Source organism: Pseudobutyrivibrio ruminis, from assembly GCF_015057245.1.
GTDB classification, from domain to species: domain Bacteria; phylum Bacillota; class Clostridia; order Lachnospirales; family Lachnospiraceae; genus Pseudobutyrivibrio; species Pseudobutyrivibrio ruminis_E.
Genome location: NZ_SVET01000005.1, coordinates 165,007 through 188,840, shown reverse-complemented (window position 1 = coordinate 188,840; position 23,834 = coordinate 165,007). Strand labels below are relative to the sequence as shown.

The following is a 23,834-nucleotide window of genomic DNA, read 5'->3' as shown; positions in this document are numbered from 1 at the left end:
ATTATTTCTATCTAAATGACATTGGGACGGCGGCAGCAGTGGTCACTTGAAACAGGACGTTGAATGTGCCACGGTGCCAATTTATACAAATATCTCTTTTTTAATTTTTCTTAGTAAACGGAGTAGCAAAAGTAATAATACAAAGACTAGTTAAGACTAGATGATTATATAAACTACATTGTCCGTCCCACCCATACATTACCTTTGAATAGTAAAACTTTGTAAGAACGCCTAGGCCTGGAGGGCCTGTTCGATGCCTAGGGCGAGTTGGTCGGCGCAGCTGGTGCCTTTGAAGCCACAGAGGTTGCCCTTGAGGATTTCTACGGTGTGGGCTGCATCGGCGCCCTCAAGGAGTTTGCTGATGGCGAGTGTATTGCCTGCGCATCCTCCGGTGAATTTTACGTTGTGAAGCTTGCCGTCCTCAATTTCGAAGTCGATTTTGCGGGCGCAAACTCCCTTTGGTGTAAAGCTATATTTTTCCATTTAAACTCCTTTTATCGCTCTGCCAGTGAGCGTATTACATTGTGTCTATTGAATTTAGCATGTCTAGGTTTTTGACTTCCGTTTCTGTAAATACATCCTCAGAAAAATCTGCTGGCATTACAGATGGGGAGTACCAAACCTGACCCATGAAATAATTCATTATTTCTGAATCTCTGAAACTATAACCGTGACGGGCATAGATTTCGTTTTTTGCGATGTGTATTACCTCCTCAGGTACATTTTCAAAATCCGCAGTGGTGTATACTGTTGTGTCTGTGTTGAATAAGTATGTGCAGTAGCAAGCATCACCGGTTACTCCACGTGATGTTTCCCAGTAGCTCGATACTGTAGGCCAGTATTTGTTGTCTGTAAGGTATTGGCTGCGCTCAGAAATTGCTGCAGAAATTTCCTCTGACGACCAGTCTTTGATGGTGTCAACGTATTCGCCAGGATCCACAACTGTGATAACAGAATTGTCTTCCACAGCCTCCTCTGAGGATTCTGTGGATTCTGCTGTGTCGGTTGTTTCTACAGCTTCTTCCTGGGCTACCGCATTTTCCTCGCTCACTGTAAGTTTTTTATCCTTCTTGTGAAGGGCATTATAAGAAAAACAGCCTGCAAGTAGACCTACCACTATACATACTACGATTTCAATTGTCCATCGACGAACATTTTTGTTGTTATAAAGCTTAACTATAAGCTTACGTAAATCATCAAAACGTGAAAACATTCCTTCCATAGCTACTCTTCCCTTTTCCATTTTTCTTTAGAGTATACCATATTTTGACGAATTTGTTACATTATATTGCATTTTTGTTACATTGTTCGCTCAATTTCGTTTCTTGTAGCATTTACGCTACCTTGAGCCATTTGCTTGCTTCCGCCACCTTTGGCTCCTAAAAGCTCTCGCATTCCTGCTGCAATTGCTGCGCAGTCCCTGGTCTTGCTTCCAATTACAAAGTTGTAGCCATCATCGTCATTTCCTGAGAATATGCAGCACAAGCCATCATGCTTTTCAACTAAAGTGTTTACTCCATCACGCATTATCTTTGCATCTAAATCTTCAGAGAAGATTGTGATATCAGGAATATCAGATGGATAACTTTCTATTTGATTCATCAGTATTCCTGATTTGATATCGCTTATGCGATATTTCAACTGCTTGCCTTCATCCATCAATGAAATGATCTTATCTGGTACTTCATCCTCTTTGCAGCTCAATGTGCGGTACGCTTTAGCCAGCAATTTCATACGACGATTGTAGTCGTCTAAGGCTCTTAATCCACAAAGGATATAGATTCTTGTTCCGCCTTTGTATTTCTCAAAGGAAACTACCTTTAGCATGCCAACCTGGCCAGTGCTTTTAACATGTGGCGCACAGCAGGCGCATAGATCAACTCCTTCGATTTCCACCAATCGAACTGGACCATCAATCTCTTTTTTACTTCTGTAGGCTATTGCTCCAAGCAATTCCTGCTGTGGATAATATGCTTTGACTGCCACATCTGCAGCTATGATTTCATTTGCCTTTCTTTCGATATGCTCAACCATATCCTCTGAAAGCTCTATATTCAGATCAAGTGTGACCGTATTGTCGCTAAGGTGGAATCCAACATTTTCAGCGCCATATTCATTGTGAGCAAGTCCTGTAAAAATATGCTCTCCTGTGTGCTGCTGCATATTTGAAAAACGATGGTCCCAATCAATCACTCCATGAACTTCCTCACCAATCAGGAAGCCCCCTTTGCAGTAATGGTAAACTGTATCGCCCTCAATCTGTACATCAACCACCGGATGCTCATCCAAATGACCTATGTCGCTGGTCTGTCCTCCCTGCTCAGGGAAAAACAAAGACTTATCAAGAACAACCTTATAAAGCTTTTGATCCTCTTTTACAGTTTCATCGCAAGAAATTACCTTAGCTGTAAAATCCTTTGCAAATGCATCTTCATCATAAAGTGCTATTGTTTTCATAAATATTCACCCTTAGTTTTTGCCGATTGGAATACCAAAAATCTTTGTCTGGAATCCATCTCGTAAGGTCTCATAATCTGTGTAGTTAATAGTAGATTTGAAATGATTATTCCAAGTATCCTTTAGCTTGTCACAGATTTCCTTGCCGTTTTCTTCGTTTGTAAGAATAGCTGGGAACACATAATAAATCATGAAGTAATTCAGATTCATTAAGTCAGCGCCTCTTACCTTGCCAAACTTTTTGAATGCAGCTGTTACATCCTCGCAAAGCTCCTTTGCGCTAGCTTCCACATCATCAGCTTCCACCAAATCCTTTAGCAAATCATATCTTTGCTGATTAAACATATCCATCTGTTTTTCATAGTCCTTTTTGTTGTGGACCTTGCTAAGATATGCTACATCCTCAAACAATTTTCCAACATTAAATCCCATCAATAATACCTCCTAAATCTTTTATGTCATCCACCTTTGCTGCGTATCCATCTACTGAATCGCCATATCCGTATGCTGCCCAGATGAAATCAACCCCCGCTGCATCGCAAGCATCCTTATCGCCTTGAATATCCCCGATGTATACCGGTTTCTTCAAACCATTTTTCTTGGCAATTCCTTTTATGTTATCAGCTTTTCCAAGGCCATTGTCACCATAACAAATGAAGTCAGTGAAATACTTTCCATAACCACTTCTCTCCAGGAAAGATTCGATATATCCCTGCTGGCAATTGCTTACTATAAAAAGCTTTGTCTTTTTGCAAAGTGTCTCAAGTGTTTCCTCCAAGCCTTCATATGTTGTATCCCCCTCTGACTGTGCCAAATCCTGCATCTCATATTCTTCGCAGAGCTTTACTGTATCGTATCTGCGATTTGGATCTTCGTCAGGAATACAGGCATCAGCAATGTCTGTCATTGTCTTTCCAAAAAGCTGCTGAAGCTTGGCTGGAGTGAACTTAACATCATACCCTTTATCCTTGCAGGCTCTTTCCCAGCTTGCAGCGAACAGTGGTGTGTTGTCCCAGATCGTTCCATCCATGTCAAAAATCAATCCATCAGTATGTATCTTGCTCATTTAATTGCTCCATTTTCTGTCTAAAACTAAGTGCTATTTTATAACATTTTCAGTATAATTGATAGATAAATTACCTAGAAAGGAAACGGTATGAACGACGACGATCAGCTTTTATATAAACGATTAATAGAGCTTTCCAACAGAGCCTATCAAAATAACATTTATACCTTCAGTGATTTTCTCAGCCTATCCCAGCAGGATGTACTTTATCAGGCTGCAAGAGACAAATCCTTTGCACCTATCAAATACGATTTGTTTGGTGGATATGAAAATTGCGAGCGTAAAATGGTTCGCTTTGGAAGTGAAGCAGATTTTGGATACGAAATTGATTTCCCAATTAAGTGTATCAAGGTAGAGCCTCTTGCCAAGAAATTTGCAAAAGAATACACCCACAGAGACTACCTGGGCTCTCTCATGAGCCTTGGCATGGATAGAAAAAAGTTTGGTGATATCTTTGTAGATGGCATGGATGCATATATCTACGCCGATGAATCTACTGCCGATTATCTTCTAGAAAACTTTGTTTCCGTAGGACGTAATTCTGTTAAGTGCTCCATTTCAGAATTGCCTGAGTCATATAAAAAATCAGCCCTAAAGGAAACCACCATACAGGTAGCATCCCCTAGAGCTGATGCTGTTATTTCTAAAGTTTATAACCTAAGCCGCAAAGACACAATTCCATATTTCACCGAGAAAAAGGTATCGGTTAATGGGCACATTGTCGAAAACAACGACAAGATTCTCTCTGCTGGAGATTCGGTATCTGTCCGTGGCTTCGGTAAATTTAACCTTGTAGAAGAAGGTGGCCTGTCTAGAAAAGGCAAGCTCAACCTTGTGGTAGAAATCTTCGGCCGATAGCTGCTGTAATTAATGTCTCTTGTATGCAGGCATTAACTGAAGCTTATGAAGATTTGCCACATGCTTTCTATCGATTGATTCTCTAACGTCGGCTGGAATGTCGGCGTTGGAATCTGAAATATATTCATCAAGCTGAGCATACTTAAATCCAAGCTTATCTTCATCTGACATTCCTGATAATCCATCAGAAGGTGTCTTGTGTACTAACTCATTTGGAAGTCCCAAATATTCTCCAATCTGAAGAACCTCTGTTACTGTGAAATCCTGAAGCAATGAAACATCACCTGCTGCATCGCCGTACTTTGTTGAATATCCAACGTAATCCTCTGAAGCATTGCATGTGTTAACAACAAATGAGGTAACTGGCTGTCCCTGTGCAACTGCGTACAAAGTAGACATACGAAGACGTGGTGCCAAATTGATACGTAAATCCTTTGTTACTTCAAAGGAACTGGCCTTTTCAAAAGTAGCAATGGCTGCGTTGTAGTAATCTGTAATAGGTACTACTTCGTTTGGTATTCCAAGGAAATCTACAAGCATTTTAGCATCTGCCAAATCTGACATCTCGCCATTTGGCATAATGATTCCAACTACTCTATCTGCTCCAAGTGCCTCTTTTAAAATAGCTGCTGTTACAGATGAATCCTTGCCACCAGAGATACCAATAACTGCTCTTGTGTTATCTCCGAATTTGTTAAACCATTCTCTTGTGTACTCAATCAGCTTCTTTGTTTGATCTTCAACATTAAACTCTCTCATCGTTATGCTCCTTATTTCAGTCGATATAATTCCGACATTCTACGTCCGACAATTGACTTTTCTTTCTTACCAACTGGCTCAATTCTATCAGCAACCATGATTCTAAAGTTGGCCTTGTAAAGGCTGTGACCTAAAAGTAATTCATAGATTACCTGTAAATCAGGAAGTGTAAACTCTTTGTTTGCCATACTGAATGGAAGGTCAGTATATTCGATTTCTCTTCTAAGCTTAATCATAGACTCAACAATAATCTCGTCATGATCAAATGCCAACTGAGATTTGCTCTTTTGCGATGCTACAGTGTTTGCATATCTAACATTTCCGTTTTGGAAACGCTTTGTAGAAAGCTGATATACAATCTCTACACCAATATCGTCATTGAAAATGCGAAGCATATTGTCTGTAAACTCGAAGTCAAACCATGCAGCTTCCAATGCATCATCACCGCCTCTTACTGGTGGTGCAACTGGAGAGAGTGCCATGTAAGCAACACTCATTACACGTGTACGAGGATCTCTGTTAGGCTTTGAGAATGTGTAAACCTGCTCAAGGAATACATTCTTAAGACCTGTCTCCTCCTTAAGCTCGCGGGCTGCCGCCTCATAGCATGATTCATCCTCGTGTACGAATCCACCTGGAAGTGCCCAACAATTAATGAAAGGATGAGCTCCTCTTTTTATAAGTAATATCTTTAAGCCAGAATAATCTTTTTTAGGTCCTAATACCATCATATCTACTGTTACGGATGGTCTAGGATAATCTCCTGGGCTGTACTGTGCAAGAAATTCTTTTTCTGTTAGACCGTTCTTGTCTTTATACTCCATCTTATCCTCCTATTTTCCCTCATAATCAATAATTCCATAGTAGTAATGTACTACCTGTTTTATATTTTGTCAATCATTAATCAATATTTCTTACTATTCTTATTTATGATATACTTAATACTTGAAATCTAAATATTATGATGATTGGAGAATTATTTTGAGAAAAAAACTAATAGTAATCCTTTGGATATCATTGGTTGTTCTAGTGATTGCCTTTTGTTCTCTTGTAATTTATCAAAACAAATTGGCTGATGAAAAACTAAAAGAACAGGAAAGCATAGAAGCTGAACAGGAGGCTGCAGCCTTAGAGGAAGCAGAAGAAGCTGAAGAAGAAACCGATGAGGAGCTTCCAGCTGACGAATATGCCTTTACAGATTTAGAGGCTACTTATTTTGCTCAATCTGACGCCACTGTTCGCGAAGAGCCATACGACACAGCCGAAATCATTGGTACTCTTTCCATCGATTCTAGAATCTCTGTGGTTGGCACTTGCAATGAAACTGATTACTACAAAATAAAGATTAATGGAGATTACGGCTATATTGCTTTTGATGATGTTTCAGAAGAATACATCGACATACCAGTTCCTTCTGCAACAAAGTCTGTACCTACAGCATCAAAGGACATCCTTTTCATAGGAAATTCCATCACCTTCTATCCAGCCACATCTGACTGGTGGGGTTCAGGATGGGGATGCGGCGCATCAGCACCTGCCACTGATTATGTTCATTTGACTGTAGCTGCCAAGGGATACTCATCATACGATTGTATGTCGCTTAGAGCTTGGGAGTTCTCAAACACTAGGAATTACGAGCTTGATGACTTGGATCCATACATCACGAATTATCAATACAGCACTATCGTTATTGAATTAGGTGAGAATGTTAAGGGACACGAAACTCATTTCAAAGAAGATTTAGAGGATATGATTACATATATCAAATCTTATAATCCTAACGCTCGTATCGTAATGCTTGATAATTTCTGGAAATATAGCAGTATCATTAGTACTAAAAAAGAAGTTGCTTCAGAAATGGGCTGTACTTATGTAAGCCTTTCAGATATTCAGGGTGTTGCAGAATATCAGCTTCAAGAAGGTGATCAATATACAGCACCAGATGGCACTGTATATACAATCGGTTCCTTCCTTGCTGGTCATCCAAACGATGCTGGATATGCAGCAATCGCTCAGCACTTGATAAATGCTTTGTAATATTATTTCAAAACATTTATCACACGTTGCATTGTTTTAAATGCTTCATAGTCGTATCTTTCTACGGCTTCAATAACAATTACATCAGAGTTTTTGATGTCCGAGTGTATTTCCGACATATAATCACGATGTGCAAATGTACACTCAGTAAAATCCTTTGAAATATAAGGCATCATGTTTACACGAAAGCTGTCGCCGATAAGGCACAGCTTTTTTTGATTTGCCCCATCACTTGTGGTATGGCAAACCATAGCCTCAGTGTCCAAGCCATTAACTGTAATCTCAGGGCGATAATCCACGGTGTATTCCACATCGTCATGGTAGATTTGATCATCTGGGATACCCATGTATGTGTATAATTCGTATTTTTCTGCATCCTGTGTGCCGGTAATCCACTGAGTTGGAGTAGTCTGCTCCACTCCCATTGCAGCGTAAAGTGCGTTTGTGCCATACAATGCGCCAATATGATTCCAGTGGCTGTCGTATTTGTAGTAAGTCTGCAAAATACCTGCTGCATACAAGGATTCAGTAAGTGGATATAAATATGGTGTAGAGCAATTTTCTGAAATGTAGCTGTGTAGCTGCTGCTCTCTTTTGTATGTGTTTGCTATATCAACTGTAGGCATGTACTGGGAATATACCTGGGATTTATTTGGAGCGATGTAAATATATAGCTCCTTTCCCTGGGCTGTACAGAGAGCCTGAAGCTCATTAAGTTTGGCTGCATAGCTAGCCATCTCACTTTCGCTAAGTATATTTGTGCCCTGATAGCACTCTATTTCATTTTCCCCGTATAGGAACAGCCAATTGTCCCTGGCAAGGATTACATCCTGATATACGTGAAGCGGGAAGTATGTGTCTGTTTCAGCCACTTCTTCCACTGGCTCGCTTGCTTGAACCTCCTCGCCTGGCACGATTGGTTTATTCGTCTCACCTTTGTCAGCACTTTCAACAATATTTGTAGGAGTATAAAGCTTGTTTCCGATGGCAGTCTCCACTTTATCAAACTGCCCTTCCACAGTATCATTAAGAGATTTGTACCAGGTTATAAGGGTATATCGAAATGGTATTCTATCGTCAATAAAGCTTGAAACAGTTTCTCCAGAGTTAAGCAAATCGCCCCAGTCTATTGTGGCCGCCTCTCGGTTCTCTGTCTCTACATTTGAAATCTTGCCATAGAAATCCGGAGCAACTACTCTAAGCAATCCTCCTCCCACCCATGGGAATACAAGGATTGCTAAAAAGACTAATATGAAGATTTTGTTCTTTAGATTCGTAAAATTCATATTGCTCCTTAAAACTGATAATAAATGAATGGATTGTAGGTTCCATTTACAAGGAATAACAAACTAACTAGTAATATTGCAAGACACACTGCCATGTTACCCTTTACCGCTTTGACACTCATATGAGCCTGGACAAATCCTGCAAATATCGCTGCCGCAAAAATAGCGATTACGCCCATGCCTGATAAATATGTAAACAGGTTCAGAATTCTGATTCCGCCTGCAAACATTCTGGAAATATATGTAAATGCAGATATTATGGAATCCGCTCTAAACACTACCCATAAAAGATTTACAACAAAAAATGTTAATAATCTATTTAGGAATTTCACTGGATTCTTTTCCAATATCTTTCCAAACCAGACTCTTTCGAATATAAGCAAAATGCCATACACCAGGCCCCAAGTAATAAAGGTCCAGTTAGCTCCATGCCATATTCCTGTTAAAAGGAATACTATAAATATATTCATGCAGGTCTTTTTCATGGTACATCTGCTTCCACCTAGAGGGATGTACACATAATCTCTAAACCAGGTTGATAGTGATATATGCCAGCGTCTCCAAAACTCCCTGACAGATTCAGCTCTGTAAGGATGATCAAAGTTTTCTTTGAAATCGAATCCAAACATTTTACCAAGGCCTATGGCCATGTCAGAATATCCGCTGAAATCATAGTAAATCTGAAATGTGTAACAAATAGAGCCAAGCCATGCGACTGTAGCATCCAGCTGTGATATTTCAGCTGCCCAGATTTTATCTGCAATAGACGCTAACGTATTTGCGATAATAACCTTTTTGCCAAGGCCAAAGCAAAATCGTTTGATACCAGCTGCAAACTCGTAGCTTCCAACACTTCGCTCTGTCAGCTGGCCCGAGATATCCTTATAGTGAACAATAGGTCCAGCAATCAGCTGTGGAAAGCATGAAATATAAAGTGCAAAATACCAAAAGCTGCTCTGCACCTCCACTTGGTCGTTGTATACGTCAATTACATAGGACAAAGCCTGGAATGTAAAAAATGATATACCAACTGGAAGAACAATCTGAGGCAGATTTAATGCACCTGTGCCCACTCCCGAAAATAAATTTGTAAATCTATCTGAAACAGTAAGGCTTCCGCCAAAGAATATATTTTCAATTATCGCTATAAAAAAGTTGAAATATTTAAAGAAAAAAAGAATGCCTAAATCAAGAACAACAACAGATACCAAGGATATCTTGTTGAACCTGTGGCTATGACGATTGCTTGCGCACAAAAATCCCCCAGCCCAATTTATAAAAATAACTATGCCTATCAGCAGGAGATATTTCACCCCGCCGAAGGCATAGAACACCAAGCTGAATATTAAAAGGATTATGTTGGAAAGCTTAATCCTATTTGCATATGAACCACCTTTAACCCTTGGAATGCCATAGTAGGCCAACAGGCATAAAGGTAGGAAAATTGTAGTAAATAAAATAGAACTAAAAACCAAGTTATTCTCCCTTTGTAATACTAGTTTTTAATCATTAATGTAGTGAGTGGCTTTTTCTTGTTGAAAAATGAAACTACTACATCACATACATAAGCCCCAATGAGAGTCACCACTGTACATCCCAAAACCTTAGCTGGGAAGCTGATGTTTGGAAGTAGTGACTGCACTAATCTGATGCTATAGAACTGATTTAAATATATAAGCAAGCTCATCTTGCCACACCAGCCAAATATAGGCTTGTCAAAGATCTGATGACATGGATTTACATTTGAAAATGTAAGAATTAAACCAATCATCATAATAAAAAGTGTGGGGAAACTATACTTAGAATCAACTCCTGTTACTGCATATCCAAATACAAGTAAATAACAAACTAGCTCTACTATTGCTAAGATGTTTTTCCCCGCTTTTGTAAATTCGATTTTGTTAAGCTGTCTCGTAAGGCTATATGCACTACATCCAAGCGCCATTTCAGACAGTCCTCTAAGGAAGCACTTGTAGAAGTGACCTGTCCAGCCATCAATTCCAGCCAAGCTGTTGTATTCATGAGCCATGTAGCCCAACACAAAGAGGGCTAAAAGTGGGCAAACAATTTTTACAAAAGCTTCATAGTGACGTCTAAGGAAGTACCAGAAAATAAAGGTAACCATAAGCCATACATCCAAATACCAGGTAAGCTTATTAACCCATGTGCTATCAAATCCAAAGACCTGAAGGAAAAATACAGAAGCCCAAGAATCCACTACATAGCTGATTCTTCCTTTTACGGTATTCTCCAAGAAATACGCATTTACGATAATCGTAAGAATAATTGCAAACAGATGATATGGAAAAACATTCTTGATTTTCTTCCACATCATCTGTGCTGTTTCTGTACCAATTAATTCTGTACTGACAGCTCTTTTAGCAAAAGCACTGGCAGCCAGCAGATAGCCTGAAACCAAAAAGAAAAACTCTACTCCAATATACCCATGATTGAAAAAGTAGATTCCTTTTATTCCAATGCTAATATTTCCATCCACTGCAAATCGCTTGTGAATATGGAAAAACAGAATCCCCAAAGCAAAAATAAAACGTAAAAACTCTACTCGTCCATTTTTCCCTTGTTTACTCATATCGTCTAATAATCTCCTTCGTGAATGTCATTGTCATCCACATCATCTACCATATTTTCTCTTGTGTATACACGCTTTGCCTCGCGCTGCTGTTCAACCTGAACTGAAAGCATTTCCTTTACATTTGCAGAATTCTTAACGTTTCTGATTTCAAATGTGCCAAGGCTTTTATCAGATGAGCTAACAATAATAGAACCAACACCAAAGATTCTCTGTCCTAAGCTGCGCTTAAGCTGTAAATCAAGGATTCTATATAGTCTAACTTCATTCTGCTCAAGGTTGAAAAATCCAGTTTCAACGAAGAGTCTGTCTTCACTCATGCTGTACTTTGTAAAGCTGATAGGTAAGCCTAAATGTCTTTTTCTATCGTGCCATAAAATGTTTGCCATAGTTATCCTCCCAAATAAAAAATTAATGTAGCCTTCGGCTACTAGAGGAGGCCTTTTCTGCGCAAAGCTTGAAAAAACCTCCTCATTAATTATAACACTTATGCTTCAATTGTTCCTTCTCTTTTTGCTATAGACTTGAGAATCAATCTTGTTAAGAAGAATGAACCAACTGCAAGTACTCCCGTAACAACTGCAGATGTGATCATACTAGAGGTGTTTGCGCGTCCCACCTCTGCTGTTTCCGCAAAATCCATTCCAACCTGTTCCATTGCCCAATTCAGCATAAAAAGAAGTGCCATATTGTATCCATTGAATACTATATGCATAATCATTGATGTGAAAACACTTCCGCTGGCTCTGTTTGTATAAGCAAATATAAGACCTAAAACAGTTGCATAGCAGAACTGATTAATATTCAGATGAAGAGCACCAAACATTAATGCTGAAATAATAGCAGCTGCTGTAAATGGCAGGATTTTGTTTAATCTATTTGTAAAGAAACCTCTGCAAACAATTTCTTCTACTATTGGAGCGCTAATTACTGTAGCTACCAATGTAAGTCCAACCGATTCTGATGCAAACTGGTCAACACTCTGAACCATTACATTTGGAACTATAAACTGTGAAAGTATATTTGCAAACATTGACATAGGACTTACTACAATTGTAAGCAAAATAGTCTGAAAGAATGTAGCTACCTTAATTCCTTTAAACCCAAATGCTTCAACAATTGAATCTCCCTTTTTGATAGTGTAGGCAAACACTGGAATCAAAAGGCAAATATCCAAAACAAAAACGTGGACGTATGTCGGAACATTAATGCCTAATACATTTGTAAATATCCCGAAGATTGTGTTAATACCAAGTTCAATTGCTATTTCCAGTAAAAATAATAACATTAACTTTGCTACTTCAATTTTGTCGATTTTCTTTTCCATTTTCTCTCCCTTTATAAATCATTATTTACTGCTACTCTTCTGGTTGTTAGCCAGTTGATAATAAGTGTAACTACTATAAAAACTATGATTCCAAACCATATGCCAAGCTGATTGTAAACTGGGTTTACTAAATGATCAAAAGCACTTGCAAAGCAATCTCTAATTGCTGGAACTATGTGTGAAAGTCTAGGAACTCCAAACATTAATACAAAAATGCCAACGTAATATACCCAGTATGCATTTTTTCCAAATCGAATGATGCTATTACCAACAGCCCCAGATATCAACGAAAATACGCCAAAACAAAGTGCCGCTACTTTTAACACTACGCTAGCTCCAACCACACTTGGCAAAGCAATGATAATCAAACTAATAATAATGATTTCAACCAAATCATATAGTCTTGTATAAATAAACATTTTCTTTCTTGTCATACCAAATGACAGAGCTCTTGGAAAATCTGTTGCCACCAAAAATGGTTTGAAGAATATGCTCATTCCTATATATCCACCTGCAATAAAGCTTGCACATAGCTCTATAATAGTTAAGTCATCTTCTGTACATGCTGTTATTATTAGAGACAGAAGCACTGCACCAAATACGATTATCCCATAAAAGATTTCATTGTACTTCTTAATCTCAAATGTTGCTTTTAAATCTCTTATCATATCGTCCCCCTACCTAACCATCATGGTTTTGCTGAGCTTGTATCCCCAGGCTTCCAAACCAACAAATAAAAGTATTATTAATATTGGAAATAGAATTGGCGGTATACTAGCTACGTTTGTTACTAATATAGCGTTGCCATCTATTGCTGCACCAACACCTATCGTTCCACCTAATATGGCACATCCCAAAACAATAACCATAATTACAACTTTTCCATATCTTCTAAGCTTGTGCCCAATAACATTTCCTGCCGCACCGGTTACAAGCCCCATTAATGCTGTTGCATATACATAGAACATAAAAAACTTGCTTAAGAATATTGATGCAACCACTGCCACAACCGCTGTATTACATACAACTATAATTAATTGCTTTATTAGCTGGCCCACGAATATATCTTTTCTTCTAGCCCCCATTGAAAGAGTGAGACTGTCATACCAGCCTGGGCCATACATAGAATAAATACCATTCAGTATTGCTGTAAACAAACCGCCAACCATCACAAACATTCTAGGAATGTATTCCTTTAAATCTTCGTCACTTCCGATTAGAATCCATTCCAGAATAAGCAGCATTTCGATTAAAAGTATAATTCCATAGTTTTTTAAGCCATTAATCAAATAGTACTTATATGTTCTCTTTGAAAGATCAGACATACTAAGCCTCCTTTCTCTCATCCACACTCATGGCATAGAAAAGATTCTGAAGTGAAACTGGCTCTACCATAACATCCTCGGAAAAACTATCAACTGGCTCATCAGCAAGCACTGTAACCACCTTATTGCGTCCAATTGACTCTGGATGATAAACCTTTAAATCCTTTACAGCTGCATCTACCAATGTTTCTTCTCCGCTGATGCGATATGCTCTAGCTAATAAGCCTTCTGTATTTTCCTTAACAACAATCTGGCCATCATCAATCATGATAACCTCTTCAAACAATGAAGCTGCCTCCTCGATGATGTGTGTACTGATGATGAATGTTCTGCCTGTAGCTGCGTATTCTTCAATAACAAGCTTGTAGAACTGTTCCCTTGCAACTACATCAAGACCTGCAACTGGCTCATCAAGGATTGTGATTTCAGCCTTGCTTGCAAGAGCGATAATGATTGTTACTGCTGAAAGCATTCCCTTTGAAAGTCTGTTGATTTTCTTCTTAATATCGATGTTAAAAAGCTTTATAAGCTCCTTTGCATATTCCTCATCCCAGTTAACATAAAATGCCTTTGCTGTAGATAAGTAATCCTTTACCCTGTATGTGTTTGGTCCAAACATTGTGACTGGTGAAATCTCTCTTGAATAACAGATTCTTGAAAGAGATTTTTCATTTTCCCATACTGGCTCACCGTCAAGTGTAACTGTTCCTTCTGAGGCAGGATTTTGAGCTGTAAGGATAGAAAGAAGAGTAGTCTTTCCTGCTCCGTTTCTTCCAATCAGTCCATAAATCTTTCCTGTCTCAATATTAATGTCTACGTTCTTTATAACTGTGTCTTTACCATATCTTTTAACGATATTCTTTCCTACTAATGTGCTCATATATCCTCCATTCCTCCCATAAAGAAAAACTATACTTCACTAGTTTCATCAATAAGCTTTTTTAAATCTTCTTTTGTAATACCAATCAACTTTGCCTCGCTAATTATTTTTTTGAGGTAAGTTTCTTTGAAGCTTGTCTTTCGAGCTTCCATGATTTGTTCTTTAGCTCCTGCCTGTACAAACATACCAATACCTCTTTTCTTGTAAATGATTCCTTTATCAACCAATAGATTAATTCCCTTTCCAGCCGTGGCAGGATTAATCTTATAAAACTTTGATAGCTCTGTTGTGCTAGGCACTTGTTCTTCTTCCTTAATGATGTCCCTTAATATTTCATCTTCTATCATTTCGCTTATCTGCAGATAGATTGATTTATCTTCCCCTAAATTGCTTAACACACACCCACCTCCTTTACTTCATCGGTTAATTACTTGTGTAATTAACCATATCACCATATATTATATCTGTCAATTATTTTTCTAATATTTTTTTGACAATAAAAAAAGTAGCAGACTCTTTCAAGTCTGCTACACCCTATATTTACTAGGTTTTAACCTCTACATTCATCATACATATCTAACAATGTTTTTGCTAAATCCTCATCCTCTTCTGGAAGGTCAATAAATGCTCCTGGAATTACACCATAATCCTCCTCTTGTGTTGGTGTTGGGTATTCATTATATGATACAGAATAATGGAGTTCGTCTCCCACCATGGTGAAATACTGCTCTATGCATTGCATTGAGCATCCCACCCTTATGCTGCAATCTGCTGCATCCTTAGTGTAATCCTCATATACTTCATCCCTTGTAACCTCTTTAATTCTATCCAGCATTTCCTGTTCAAATTCTGGATCAGCCTGCATCTTCTTTATAACAGATACATCTATTCTGACACTCTTCTGTCCTGGCTCTGTGTAGTTTTCTCCAACTAAGTTCATTGAGCCATCATAGCCATAAAATGCACCGTGGTCCATAATTTTTGATGCATCATCCAAAGTAAATGCTACATCAGGGAACTGTTTACACATATCTTTGTAGTAAGACACAGTTGTATCTTCCTTCTCACTTTTCATAGTGAACTTAAAAACTGGCTTCTCTATCTCGTTTCTAAAGCCATTATATTTAATTTTCAAATTGTAATCAGCCGATACTCTACTAATCATCTCTAATCCTCCAGTCGGAAAATAATAAAAGGCGTTTATTTCAATTTCATTCCATTGAAATAAGCGCCTTCCTTAGCTTCCCTATTGAACTGTTACGTATAGAATATCGGGTATAAGCTTTTTTATTTTAATATACAAACTGCACTAAATTTAATTATTATATTTGGCCTTGAATACTTAATCGATTCTTCCTATTTCTCTTCCTCAAATACTTTTTCTGCTCTCCAATATGAATAGTTGAACTTTCTGATGCTGCCTTCATAATTAGTTTCCCACTGATCAAAGTAGATATTATCATTGTATTCACTAAGTAACTGCTCATTTGATTCAATAGCAGGAATAGAATCCAATGATAAATTATATACAATGTATCTTTGTACTGAGCCATATGTACTTGTATCATCAGACATATCTGCATGTGCCAAATCATATTTCGCTATCTGATAATCAGGATTAGCAAATGCAAATGCTAAGTAAGCAACTGTGATTGTCACCATGGCAGCTTTGAATACTGGAAAATCTGATTTATACAATCCAATAATCAAATATGCAAGCCAAAGGCTAAGTACACAAAGGAACCAAAGTACAAACAATCTAAGGAATGTAAGCGTATACGCTCCGATGTATAGAATCATTCTCATAGCGGAAGATGCAATCATTATGTATGTGCAAATGCCGATGATAGACAGAATGCATGTTAATAATTTATTCTTTGCAAACATTCTTGAGCAAACTGACACAAGCGCCACGTTAATCAAGCATACTGCTAGCAACTGGTAGAATCCCTCGTGAGCATATGATGCGTATGTGTATCCAGCTGGTAAAGTCATGCTTCCTGTGAATAAGAATAATACCTGTATCAAGCAGAAAAGAAGATATACTAAACCAAGTAAAACAGTGAATGTAATGGCGATAAGTGGATTTATGTTTCCCTGTTTTGCTGGGCCAATTCCAATTTTCTTCTTATATAAGGAATTTGGAATTATATATGCGCAAATAAATGAGATGCACAAAGTTAATACTATTCCAACAATGTCTCCAAAGTTATCTGGTAGGTGGATGCCCTCAAATACTTTTTCTAAAATGCGGCTGAACACTGCATCTGCTGACACAAGCAAGCTAACAACCACTGCAAGAAGCGGAACTGCAACAATAAGTCCAATAAGAACTGCCATAATAGCATTCTTTTTTTCTTTACTTGTCTCACTGCCTCTTTCCTTTACAAAAAGAGCAAAGTCCTGAAATGGCCATGCAATGTTTGCTATAGGTCGTATCATTGTAAGTGCGATTCCGCCAAGCCATCCAACTATATCCCAGCCAGTAGTATCAATGTAAAGCTGCATGATAAATGAAAAGAATAAAAGGAATATAGCCAATCCGCTAAGCCACTGGATGCTATAGCTTGTAAACATGCACTTTGTAACTGATAGCAAAAACAATGAAATCACATAAAATAGATTTAATCCTATTTTTCCATTTTTGTCTTTCAGGAATGGTAAATCATCTGACTTTCTGACTGCATATATTAAGCCAAATGTTATGACCATAAATATAGGATATGTAATTCCCGATTTATTCTTGTATAAGCAAAACGTATATACGATAGCAAATACAAGAGATAATAATCCATATTTTCTGAAGCTCTTTGCATCGCCTTTAACCTGCGCTTGCACTGGAGCTTCTAAAACAATATTTGTCATACTTGGTTCATTATAATTATTTTCTCTAGCGGTGTTATCCATAACTATTCCTCCTCATCCACAACGTATTCCAATATGTCTCCCGGCTGGCAATCCAATGCTTTGCATATGGCATCCAAGGTTTCCAGCCTAACTGCCTTTGCCTTATTGTTCTTTAGAATTGAAAGATTGGCATTTGTGATTCCAACTATTCCTGCCAGCTCAGTCAATCCAATTTTTCTTTTTGCCATCATGACATCTAAATTTATTACAATCATATTTTCACCTGAGCTTTCTATATAGTTAAATCATTTTCCTGCTTGTAACTAACAGCTCTTTCAAACACTCGAGCTAAAACCTTGCTGAATAATCCTGCAAAGAAGAATACTCCTGCCACAACAACAGCCGAAGGTGTGAAATATACGAAGCAACGAAGTAGCTTCACTCCTGTGATTACAAATGCGTATGTTCCCATCTTGTAAAGACTAGTAACATTTTGCATTACGAAGCAATCATCCTCTATAACAGTTTTCATCATCTTTCTAAGCTCAAACAGAATCAAAAGTGCTGAGCCGCCAGCTACCATAATGGAAACAACTGCATATGGATAATGCTCTAAAATCTTTGCATACTCTGTTGTCTCGCCAAGAATCTTAATTGTAAGATTTACTGCATATTTCAGACCAAATGGAACGGCCACTTCCATCACTGCTCCTATGAAAAAGCATATGTCCAAAATCCTTTTTACAAATACATTTAATTTATTGTTCATTGTATGCCTCCAATGCATTTCATTTCTTAACTTAATTTTGTTATATCACTCTTATTTTTGTTTTGCAACAACTATTTATCGATTTGCGATAAATATTTTCCGTTTTACATTTGTCCCAAACATAAAAAAGCTCATCCCCTTTTATAAGGGATGAGCTAAAAACTCAATTATTAAATTACTTTATACTCATTGTTTTCTAGGATTTCCAGATTTAAGTCTGCTTTCTTGGAATGGTGTAAAACCTCTAGGGCATTGCGCATATCTGAGTATTCTACAAACTTCTTTGCAGCTTCCAATGGAGTGTTCTTTGCTTTGCGCTCCACCAATCTGCTTCGAAGCATATCCTCATCTGCAGAAATGAAAATAGTGTAGTCTGCCATACTTGAAATGTCCTTCCAACCATCTTCATCCAAAAGAAGATAATTGCCTTCCAGAAGCACTATATCTGAGTCAATCTGGATTGTGTCTTCCACGGGATTGTGGAGATTTCTGTCGTAGGTTGGCCAGCCACATTTTTCGCCACTGGCTACTAGCTGAACACGCTTTGAAAGAGCATCCAAATCGAATGTAATTGGCGCGCCCTTTATCTCCACCATTTTGATTGTCTTTCCATCTCTGACAGTTTCATGACTAAGTAAGTAGTCCTGATAATGATGAAATCCATCCATTCCAATTGTCTGGATTTCCTTCACCCCATCTGTATTCTTAGACAAATACTCCAGAAAATCAAGAAGCGTACTCTTGCCGGCACCAGGAGGCGCTGCAAGCATCACAAGTATCCTCCGCCCCTTATCCTGCTGCATAGCGGTAAGCTTTCGTAGCAGAGGTATAAATATCTCGTCAATATTTTCATCACTATAATACGCTTCTACTTGGTATCCATTGATAGTAGCTTTATACTCCATAGTTTAATATCTACCTTTAACATTTTCTCAACATAAGAAAGCCCAAGTAGGCATCAAGCTCTACTATTTCTCAAGCGAGGTATGTCACCGAGCGGAGAAATCAGTAGGCTTGTAGCCGTAACTTGGGACTTTCGTAGGTCTTTAGTCTTATTTAAATAAAGGTTTTAAAGCATCAGCAAGCTTGTCTTTCATTGCCTGTGCTTCAGCGAGATCTTTTCCTTTTGTTGTGAAGTAAGTCTTAATCTTAGGCTCTGTACCTGAAGGGCGTACAACAACTGTGCATCCATTCTCAAGGCCATAGATAAGAACATTTGAAGAAGGAAGTCCTGTCTCTGCTGTATTCTTGTAGTCTGTAACCTTTGTAACAGCGATACCTGCGATATCCTTTGGTGGATTCTCACGAAGTGATGTCATGATACCAGCCATTGTGTCCATACCTGAAAGGCCTGGGAACTCAAATGAATCTACCTTGTTGAGGTAACGACCATACTCAGCATAAATCTCCTCAAGACGCTGCTTGATAGAGCTGCCGATGCTGCGATAGTAAGCAGCCATTTCGCAGATAAGCATTGAACCGATAACTGCATCCTTATCACGAACATAAGGACCTGCAAGGTATCCGTATGACTCCTCGAAACCGAAGATAAATCTATCTACTTCGCCATCAGCCTCAAGACCGGCAATCTGATCACCAATCCACTTGAAGCCTGTAAGAACTGAGCGAAGCTCTACACCATAGTGCTCTGCAACTGCATCAGCAAGTGGTGTTGAAACAATTGACTTAACTGCTACAGGGTTCTTTGGCATTGTGCCCTTTTCGATACGTCCTGCTGCAATGTAGTCAAGAAGAAGTACACCAACTTCATTACCAGAAACAAGCTCATAGCTTCCATCTGGGCACTTCATAGCAATACCAACACGGTCTGCATCTGGATCAGTAGCAAGCATTAAATCTGCTCCCTCTTTCTTTGCAAGCTCAAGACCAAGCTCAAGTGCTTCAAAGATTTCTGGGTTTGGATAGCTGCATGTTGTGAAGTATCCATTTGGATATTCCTGCTCTGGAACGATTGTGATATCTGTGATACCGATATCGTTAAGTACGCGTGTAACTGGAACTAAGCCTGAGCCATTAAGTGGGCTGTAAACAAGCTTGAGGCCAGCTGTCTTGCAAAGGCCTGGACGAACCTGTCTGTCTTCGATTGCTGCATAGAATGCATCCTTGCAGTCATCACCTACGAACTTAATAAGTCCCTTTTCAACACCCTCTGCAAATGACATGTATTTAACGCCATTAAGAATATCTGTCTTTTGAATCTCTGCATAAACGATAGCTGCTGCATCGTCTGTCATCTGGCATCCGTCTGGACCGTATGCCTTGTATCCATTGTATTTAGCAGGGTTATGAGATGCTGTAACCATAATACCTGCATTGCATTTATAGTAGCGTGTAGCAAATGAAAGTGCAGGAACTGGCATAAGTGCATCGTAAATACGAACATTAATACCATTGGCTGCAAGAACACCTGCTGCAGTCTTTGCAAAAACATCACTCTTGATACGAGAGTCATAACTAATTGCTACTGTCTGGTTGCCGCCCTGAGTCTTAACCCAGTTTGCAAGTCCCTGTGTAGCCTGACGAACTACGTAAACGTTCATACGGTTTGTACCTGCGCCAAGCACACCACGAAGTCCTGCTGTACCAAAGGCAAGTGCTACTGCAAATCTGTCTTTGATTTCTTCGTCATTCCCCTCAATTTTTAATAATTCTGGCTTTAAATCTGGATCATCAAGATCAGCTGCAAGCCAACGCTTATATTCATCATTGTACATAATTATTTCTCCTCCATATGTCCTTAACTGTTATAATTTTAAGTTTTCCGGTTAGTGGTGTCAACCTAACCTTAGGCTTTATCAAATAGGGAGATTAAATATAGTGAACCGGCTAAGCATACAACATCAGACTGATTTTTTATGTCTTCAATGGTAGATTTTGAATCTAGAAGCTCGGCTTCAATTCCTCTTTCCTGTATCATCCCCGCCAGCGCCTGTGGCTTCATCGTCCTTGGATTTGGCACAGCCACTGTGTAACACTTCTTCATAATTGGAGCAAGAGTATCAAGTATTAAATCCACTTCTTTATCTGCAAGTATTCCAAGCACAAACGTTATCTTTTTACCTGGGAAATAAGTTTCCAAGGATTCTCGTAAAACCTTTGCTCCCTGGCGATTATGTCCGCCATCAATCACCACAGGCGGGTTCTCTGATAGCAATGTGAAACGCCCAAACCACTTCGTATTTGCGATACCTTTTCTTATGGACTCCTCAGTAATATGGTATCCCTTCTCCGTAAGCTTTCTTGCTGCCGCAATGGCCACTGCTGCATTATCTATCTGATATGTGCCAAGCATCGTAGTTGCGTATTGGCTTCCATCTGATACGGTAAATTTCTGACCGTGGATATCTCTTGATAAAATCTTTGCAGGCTCCACAAACTCTATTGGGACATTATCATTCGACTTACAAGTATCTCTCAATACCAGCTGAACTTCCCTCTCCTGGGTAGCACTTACAACTACCGTCCCTGTTTTTATGATTCCAGCTTTTTCAGTAGCTATCTCAGTCAATGTATTTCCAAGAATAGTCATGTGATCATAACTTATCGGTGTGATGATAGACACAAGTGGAGCCGGTATTACATTTGTTGTATCCATTCTGCCACCCATGCTTACTTCTAAGAGCACAATCTCACAGCCCTTTTTCAGAAAATAGATAAATGCCATAACAGTCAGAAATTCATATTCGCTAACAAAGACTCCATCTGCTGCAAGTTCATCGTAGGCAGGCTTTACTTCTGAGAACACCTCAGCAAAATCAGCATCCGAAATATCCTCGCCGTTTACTTTGAACATTTCGTTATATCTATACAAAAATGGCGAAGTAAAGGCACCCGTAACAACGGATGCCTCATTTAAAATACTCGCTAAATATGATGTCGTGGAACCTTTGCCATTTGTTCCAGCTATATGGACATATTTTAGTTTATTCTGAGGCTTGTCTAGTTTTTCCAAAAGCATTAATTCTGCATCTAAAGAGAAATAATCCTTCTTGGCTCCTCCACCCTTGGGTGGAATAAAATGGGGCATGTTTTTGAAAAAGTCTATTGCCTGAGAATAACTATATTCCTTCATTATCTTGCGAATTCTCCTATTCTTGTTCTGCCAAATGCTTTGACGATTGAATAATAAATCACTGACATGATAGGAATCATAATAAGCTCCTTTGGAAGTCGTGCCATGATTGTTGCAAAATAACCGTTCTGGAAATATAAAACGTCCAGCCAGTAGCTGTTTAATATAATTCCAACTACTATAGTGTAAACAACCTGAGTTGCAAGCACTCTAAGGAATGTAATCTTTTTGTTGTGTAGCATTAGTCCAAAGATAATACCACCAACGATACTGCTAAATGTGAACCCTGGGAAGAATGGGCCAGTTGGCTTTACAAGATATCCTCCGATATCTGTGATTCCTCCTACAACTCCTGCTACAGCAGGTCCAAAGAGCTGACCTGCCATCTCAATTGGCAAAGCGCCAAATCTGATTTCTATCAGCTGATTGATTGGTATTTTGAAAAATCCCAGTACAATTCCTAGTGCTGATAACATGGCTGCAGCTGTAAGTGTTTTTGTGTTAGTTAGTTTCTTCATAAAAAATACACCTCCTTTGCAGTCTCCTTTTGTCTACAATGAAGGTGTAATAAACCTCGTATGTAGCAGCGGGATGCGACCATAAAACCGCGGATAATCCTTCGTCCATCTGCCAACTCCCTGTGCAAACGGCACTTAACGCTTTACAGTCTACTCTGCATTTCTTGTTAATAGTTGCATAGATTATATGTGTATTCCACATAAATAGCAATACCTATTACAGAAAAAATCTCCTTCCTGTAATAGGTATAAATTATAGCCAGTATTATTTAAGTTTCTCAATTACATCCAAAACGATTGCAATTGACTGCTCTGCAGCCTTACCTGCAAATGTATTGTAATCCATTGCACTTCCATCTGCATCTGAAATAGAACGGATAAGTGTAAATGGCACTTTGTTTACGTAGCATGTTTGAGCAATGCTTGCGCCTTCCATATCTGCTGCGATTGCATCGAATCTGTTTCTGATTGTCTCACGCTGCTTGTTTGTATCTACAAATAAATCTCCTGAAGCAATAACACCAACCTCATAATTGATGCCTCTTGCAGAAAGTACATCTGTAACATTCTTTCTAAGATCGGCATCTGCTTCAAAGTTGATTACATTGATACCAGAGATGAGTCCTAATGGATCACCTACTGCTGTTGTGTTCATATCATGCTGAACAGCTGACTCTGCAACTGCTACATCAAGTACCTTAAGTGTAGGTACAAGTGAACCTGCTACTCCGATATTGATTACATGGTCTACTCCAAAGTGAAGCACCATAATCTCTGTACAAATAGCAGCGAATACCTTACCGATTCCACTAACTGCTGCAACTACAGGCACGCCGTTAACTTCACCTTCAATAAAGTTTACACCACTGATTGTTGATGTCTTTTGATTCTTAATGCTTGGCTTGAGATTCTCAATCTCAATCTGCATAGCACCAATAATTCCTAATTTCATCTCTATCCTCCTAGTATTTCTCTCGGCAGTTACAGCTACAAGCCTTATTATTTCTCCGCTCGACTACATG

The 23,834-nt window shown here is 38.7% G+C and carries 27 protein-coding genes and 1 riboswitch; of the genes, 2 read left to right on the top strand and 25 right to left on the bottom strand.

Annotated elements, in window-relative coordinates; genetic code table 11:
- Nucleotides 1-231 precede the first annotated feature (231 nt).
- The 5 genes from E7274_RS06630 to E7274_RS06610 all read right to left on the bottom strand — a co-directional run bounded on the left by E7274_RS06630 (nt 232) and on the right by E7274_RS06610 (nt 3,523).
- Nucleotides 232-483 (bottom strand): TIGR03905 family TSCPD domain-containing protein, encoded by a 252-nt coding sequence (locus E7274_RS06630; protein ID WP_044936300.1) that lies wholly within the window; start codon nt 481-483, stop codon nt 232-234.
- A gap of 34 nt (nt 484-517) precedes the next feature.
- Nucleotides 518-1,222, bottom strand: coding sequence for a YARHG domain-containing protein (locus E7274_RS06625; RefSeq protein ID WP_304174692.1), 705 nt, complete (start codon nt 1,220-1,222; stop codon nt 518-520).
- Between the two features lie 77 nt (nt 1,223-1,299).
- Nucleotides 1,300-2,457 (bottom strand): alanyl-tRNA editing protein, encoded by a 1,158-nt coding sequence (locus E7274_RS06620; protein WP_304174690.1) that lies wholly within the window; start codon nt 2,455-2,457, stop codon nt 1,300-1,302.
- Nucleotides 2,458-2,469: 12 nt separating this feature from the next.
- On the bottom strand, nt 2,470-2,889 hold the full coding sequence (locus tag E7274_RS06615; RefSeq protein WP_304174688.1) for a hypothetical protein: 420 nt from the start codon (nt 2,887-2,889) through the stop codon (nt 2,470-2,472).
- A complete protein-coding gene (locus E7274_RS06610) occupies nt 2,879-3,523 on the bottom strand; it encodes an HAD family hydrolase (protein ID WP_304174686.1) in 645 nt (214 codons plus the stop codon). The genes E7274_RS06615 and E7274_RS06610 overlap by 11 nt, the downstream gene beginning before the upstream one ends.
- A 90-nt stretch (nt 3,524-3,613) precedes the next feature.
- On the opposite strand from E7274_RS06610, the gene E7274_RS06605 reads away from it, so the two are divergent.
- A complete protein-coding gene (locus E7274_RS06605; RefSeq protein ID WP_044936308.1) occupies nt 3,614-4,381 on the top strand; it encodes a YlmH/Sll1252 family protein in 768 nt (255 codons plus the stop codon).
- Between the two features lie 9 nt (nt 4,382-4,390).
- Here E7274_RS06605 and nadE read toward each other — a convergent pair whose 3' ends face one another.
- Nucleotides 4,391-5,140, bottom strand: a complete 750-nt coding sequence (nadE, locus tag E7274_RS06600) for an NAD(+) synthase (RefSeq protein WP_304174684.1) — start codon at nt 5,138-5,140, stop codon at nt 4,391-4,393.
- Between the two features lie 11 nt (nt 5,141-5,151).
- Entirely contained in the window at nt 5,152-5,964 is an 813-nt protein-coding gene (locus E7274_RS06595; protein WP_044936311.1) for an NUDIX hydrolase, read from the bottom strand.
- Between the two features lie 157 nt (nt 5,965-6,121).
- Between E7274_RS06595 and E7274_RS06590 the strand changes: the two genes are divergently transcribed.
- Nucleotides 6,122-7,177: an SGNH/GDSL hydrolase family protein gene (locus E7274_RS06590; protein ID WP_304174683.1), complete on the top strand. Its 1,056-nt coding sequence runs from the start codon at nt 6,122-6,124 to the stop codon at nt 7,175-7,177.
- Nucleotides 7,178-7,179: 2 nt separating this feature from the next.
- On the opposite strand, the gene E7274_RS06585 is transcribed toward E7274_RS06590, so the two are convergent.
- The 18 genes from E7274_RS06585 to E7274_RS06500 all read right to left on the bottom strand — a co-directional run bounded on the left by E7274_RS06585 (nt 7,180) and on the right by E7274_RS06500 (nt 23,764).
- Nucleotides 7,180-8,463 (bottom strand): alginate O-acetyltransferase AlgX-related protein, encoded by a 1,284-nt coding sequence (locus E7274_RS06585; RefSeq protein ID WP_304174681.1) that lies wholly within the window; start codon nt 8,461-8,463, stop codon nt 7,180-7,182.
- 8 nt (nt 8,464-8,471) lie between these two features.
- The gene (locus tag E7274_RS06580; RefSeq protein ID WP_304174679.1) at nt 8,472-9,719 is read right to left on the bottom strand and encodes an MBOAT family O-acyltransferase; all 1,248 of its coding nucleotides are present in this window, start codon (nt 9,717-9,719) and stop codon (nt 8,472-8,474) included.
- A 239-nt stretch (nt 9,720-9,958) separates the two neighbouring features.
- On the bottom strand, nt 9,959-11,053 hold the full coding sequence (locus E7274_RS06575) for an acyltransferase family protein (protein ID WP_304174677.1): 1,095 nt from the start codon (nt 11,051-11,053) through the stop codon (nt 9,959-9,961).
- Between the two features lie 5 nt (nt 11,054-11,058).
- A complete protein-coding gene (locus E7274_RS06570; RefSeq protein ID WP_304174675.1) occupies nt 11,059-11,442 on the bottom strand; it encodes a PH domain-containing protein in 384 nt (127 codons plus the stop codon).
- 98 nt (nt 11,443-11,540) lie between these two features.
- On the bottom strand, nt 11,541-12,380 hold the full coding sequence (locus E7274_RS06565) for a CPBP family intramembrane glutamic endopeptidase (protein WP_304174673.1): 840 nt from the start codon (nt 12,378-12,380) through the stop codon (nt 11,541-11,543).
- Nucleotides 12,381-12,391: 11 nt separating this feature from the next.
- A complete protein-coding gene (locus E7274_RS06560; RefSeq protein ID WP_304174671.1) occupies nt 12,392-13,048 on the bottom strand; it encodes a hypothetical protein in 657 nt (218 codons plus the stop codon).
- Between the two features lie 9 nt (nt 13,049-13,057).
- Nucleotides 13,058-13,705 (bottom strand): hypothetical protein, encoded by a 648-nt coding sequence (locus tag E7274_RS06555; RefSeq protein ID WP_304174669.1) that lies wholly within the window; start codon nt 13,703-13,705, stop codon nt 13,058-13,060.
- A 1-nt stretch (nt 13,706) separates the two neighbouring features.
- Nucleotides 13,707-14,585: an ABC transporter ATP-binding protein gene (locus E7274_RS06550; protein ID WP_304174667.1), complete on the bottom strand. Its 879-nt coding sequence runs from the start codon at nt 14,583-14,585 to the stop codon at nt 13,707-13,709.
- A gap of 29 nt (nt 14,586-14,614) precedes the next feature.
- The gene (locus E7274_RS06545; RefSeq protein ID WP_090394782.1) at nt 14,615-14,983 is read right to left on the bottom strand and encodes a GntR family transcriptional regulator; all 369 of its coding nucleotides are present in this window, start codon (nt 14,981-14,983) and stop codon (nt 14,615-14,617) included.
- 152 nt (nt 14,984-15,135) lie between these two features.
- A complete protein-coding gene (locus E7274_RS06540; RefSeq protein WP_304174665.1) occupies nt 15,136-15,750 on the bottom strand; it encodes a DUF6033 family protein in 615 nt (204 codons plus the stop codon).
- 191 nt (nt 15,751-15,941) lie between these two features.
- Nucleotides 15,942-17,492, bottom strand: coding sequence for a DUF4153 domain-containing protein (locus E7274_RS06535; RefSeq protein ID WP_304174663.1), 1,551 nt, complete (start codon nt 17,490-17,492; stop codon nt 15,942-15,944).
- 2 nt (nt 17,493-17,494) lie between these two features.
- Nucleotides 17,495-17,707 carry a helix-turn-helix domain-containing protein gene (locus E7274_RS06530; protein WP_033152907.1) on the bottom strand — a complete coding sequence of 71 codons (213 nt, stop codon included), beginning with the start codon at nt 17,705-17,707 and terminating at the stop codon, nt 17,495-17,497.
- A 17-nt stretch (nt 17,708-17,724) separates the two neighbouring features.
- The gene (locus E7274_RS06525; protein WP_242942691.1) at nt 17,725-18,201 is read right to left on the bottom strand and encodes a DUF2975 domain-containing protein; all 477 of its coding nucleotides are present in this window, start codon (nt 18,199-18,201) and stop codon (nt 17,725-17,727) included.
- A 170-nt stretch (nt 18,202-18,371) separates the two neighbouring features.
- Entirely contained in the window at nt 18,372-19,106 is a 735-nt protein-coding gene (locus E7274_RS06520) for a nucleoside/nucleotide kinase family protein (protein WP_304174662.1), read from the bottom strand.
- A 147-nt stretch (nt 19,107-19,253) separates the two neighbouring features.
- Nucleotides 19,254-20,936 (bottom strand): phospho-sugar mutase, encoded by a 1,683-nt coding sequence (locus E7274_RS06515; protein WP_304174660.1) that lies wholly within the window; start codon nt 20,934-20,936, stop codon nt 19,254-19,256.
- Between the two features lie 71 nt (nt 20,937-21,007).
- Nucleotides 21,008-22,294, bottom strand: coding sequence for a bifunctional folylpolyglutamate synthase/dihydrofolate synthase (locus tag E7274_RS06510; protein ID WP_304174658.1), 1,287 nt, complete (start codon nt 22,292-22,294; stop codon nt 21,008-21,010).
- On the bottom strand, nt 22,294-22,812 hold the full coding sequence (locus E7274_RS06505; protein WP_304174656.1) for a folate family ECF transporter S component: 519 nt from the start codon (nt 22,810-22,812) through the stop codon (nt 22,294-22,296). Before E7274_RS06505 ends, E7274_RS06510 begins: the two co-directional genes overlap by 1 nt.
- 64 nt (nt 22,813-22,876) lie before the next feature.
- Nucleotides 22,877-22,972: riboswitch (THF riboswitch) on the bottom strand.
- Between the two features lie 105 nt (nt 22,973-23,077).
- Nucleotides 23,078-23,764, bottom strand: coding sequence for a 5'-methylthioadenosine/adenosylhomocysteine nucleosidase (locus E7274_RS06500; RefSeq protein WP_033152898.1), 687 nt, complete (start codon nt 23,762-23,764; stop codon nt 23,078-23,080).
- Between the last annotated feature and the right edge of the window lie 70 nt (nt 23,765-23,834).

Excerpts from the sequence above, each read along its gene's own strand:
- E7274_RS06630 (WP_044936300.1), bottom strand. The coding sequence starts at position 483 with ATGGAAAAATATAGCTTTACACCAAAGGGAGTTTGCGCCCGCAAAATC.
- E7274_RS06625 (WP_304174692.1), bottom strand. The coding sequence starts at position 1,222 with ATGGAAGGAATGTTTTCACGTTTTGATGATTTACGTAAGCTTATAGTT.
- E7274_RS06620 (WP_304174690.1), bottom strand. The coding sequence starts at position 2,457 with ATGAAAACAATAGCACTTTATGATGAAGATGCATTTGCAAAGGATTTT.
- E7274_RS06615 (WP_304174688.1), bottom strand. The coding sequence starts at position 2,889 with ATGGGATTTAATGTTGGAAAATTGTTTGAGGATGTAGCATATCTTAGC.
- E7274_RS06610 (WP_304174686.1), bottom strand. The coding sequence starts at position 3,523 with ATGAGCAAGATACATACTGATGGATTGATTTTTGACATGGATGGAACG.
- E7274_RS06605 (WP_044936308.1), top strand. The coding sequence starts at position 3,614 with ATGAACGACGACGATCAGCTTTTATATAAACGATTAATAGAGCTTTCC.
- nadE (WP_304174684.1), bottom strand. The coding sequence starts at position 5,140 with ATGAGAGAGTTTAATGTTGAAGATCAAACAAAGAAGCTGATTGAGTAC.
- E7274_RS06595 (WP_044936311.1), bottom strand. The coding sequence starts at position 5,964 with ATGGAGTATAAAGACAAGAACGGTCTAACAGAAAAAGAATTTCTTGCA.
- E7274_RS06585 (WP_304174681.1), bottom strand. The coding sequence starts at position 8,463 with ATGAATTTTACGAATCTAAAGAACAAAATCTTCATATTAGTCTTTTTA.
- E7274_RS06575 (WP_304174677.1), bottom strand. The coding sequence starts at position 11,053 with ATGAGTAAACAAGGGAAAAATGGACGAGTAGAGTTTTTACGTTTTATT.
- E7274_RS06570 (WP_304174675.1), bottom strand. The coding sequence starts at position 11,442 with ATGGCAAACATTTTATGGCACGATAGAAAAAGACATTTAGGCTTACCT.
- E7274_RS06565 (WP_304174673.1), bottom strand. The coding sequence starts at position 12,380 with ATGGAAAAGAAAATCGACAAAATTGAAGTAGCAAAGTTAATGTTATTA.
- E7274_RS06560 (WP_304174671.1), bottom strand. The coding sequence starts at position 13,048 with ATGATAAGAGATTTAAAAGCAACATTTGAGATTAAGAAGTACAATGAA.
- E7274_RS06555 (WP_304174669.1), bottom strand. The coding sequence starts at position 13,705 with ATGTCTGATCTTTCAAAGAGAACATATAAGTACTATTTGATTAATGGC.
- E7274_RS06550 (WP_304174667.1), bottom strand. The coding sequence starts at position 14,585 with ATGAGCACATTAGTAGGAAAGAATATCGTTAAAAGATATGGTAAAGAC.
- E7274_RS06540 (WP_304174665.1), bottom strand. The coding sequence starts at position 15,750 with ATGATTAGTAGAGTATCGGCTGATTACAATTTGAAAATTAAATATAAT.
- E7274_RS06535 (WP_304174663.1), bottom strand. The coding sequence starts at position 17,492 with ATGGATAACACCGCTAGAGAAAATAATTATAATGAACCAAGTATGACA.
- E7274_RS06530 (WP_033152907.1), bottom strand. The coding sequence starts at position 17,707 with ATGATTGTAATAAATTTAGATGTCATGATGGCAAAAAGAAAAATTGGA.
- E7274_RS06525 (WP_242942691.1), bottom strand. The coding sequence starts at position 18,201 with ATGAACAATAAATTAAATGTATTTGTAAAAAGGATTTTGGACATATGC.
- E7274_RS06520 (WP_304174662.1), bottom strand. The coding sequence starts at position 19,106 with ATGGAGTATAAAGCTACTATCAATGGATACCAAGTAGAAGCGTATTAT.
- E7274_RS06515 (WP_304174660.1), bottom strand. The coding sequence starts at position 20,936 with ATGTACAATGATGAATATAAGCGTTGGCTTGCAGCTGATCTTGATGAT.
- E7274_RS06510 (WP_304174658.1), bottom strand. The coding sequence starts at position 22,294 with ATGAAGGAATATAGTTATTCTCAGGCAATAGACTTTTTCAAAAACATG.
- E7274_RS06505 (WP_304174656.1), bottom strand. The coding sequence starts at position 22,812 with ATGAAGAAACTAACTAACACAAAAACACTTACAGCTGCAGCCATGTTA.
- E7274_RS06500 (WP_033152898.1), bottom strand. The coding sequence starts at position 23,764 with ATGAAATTAGGAATTATTGGTGCTATGCAGATTGAGATTGAGAATCTC.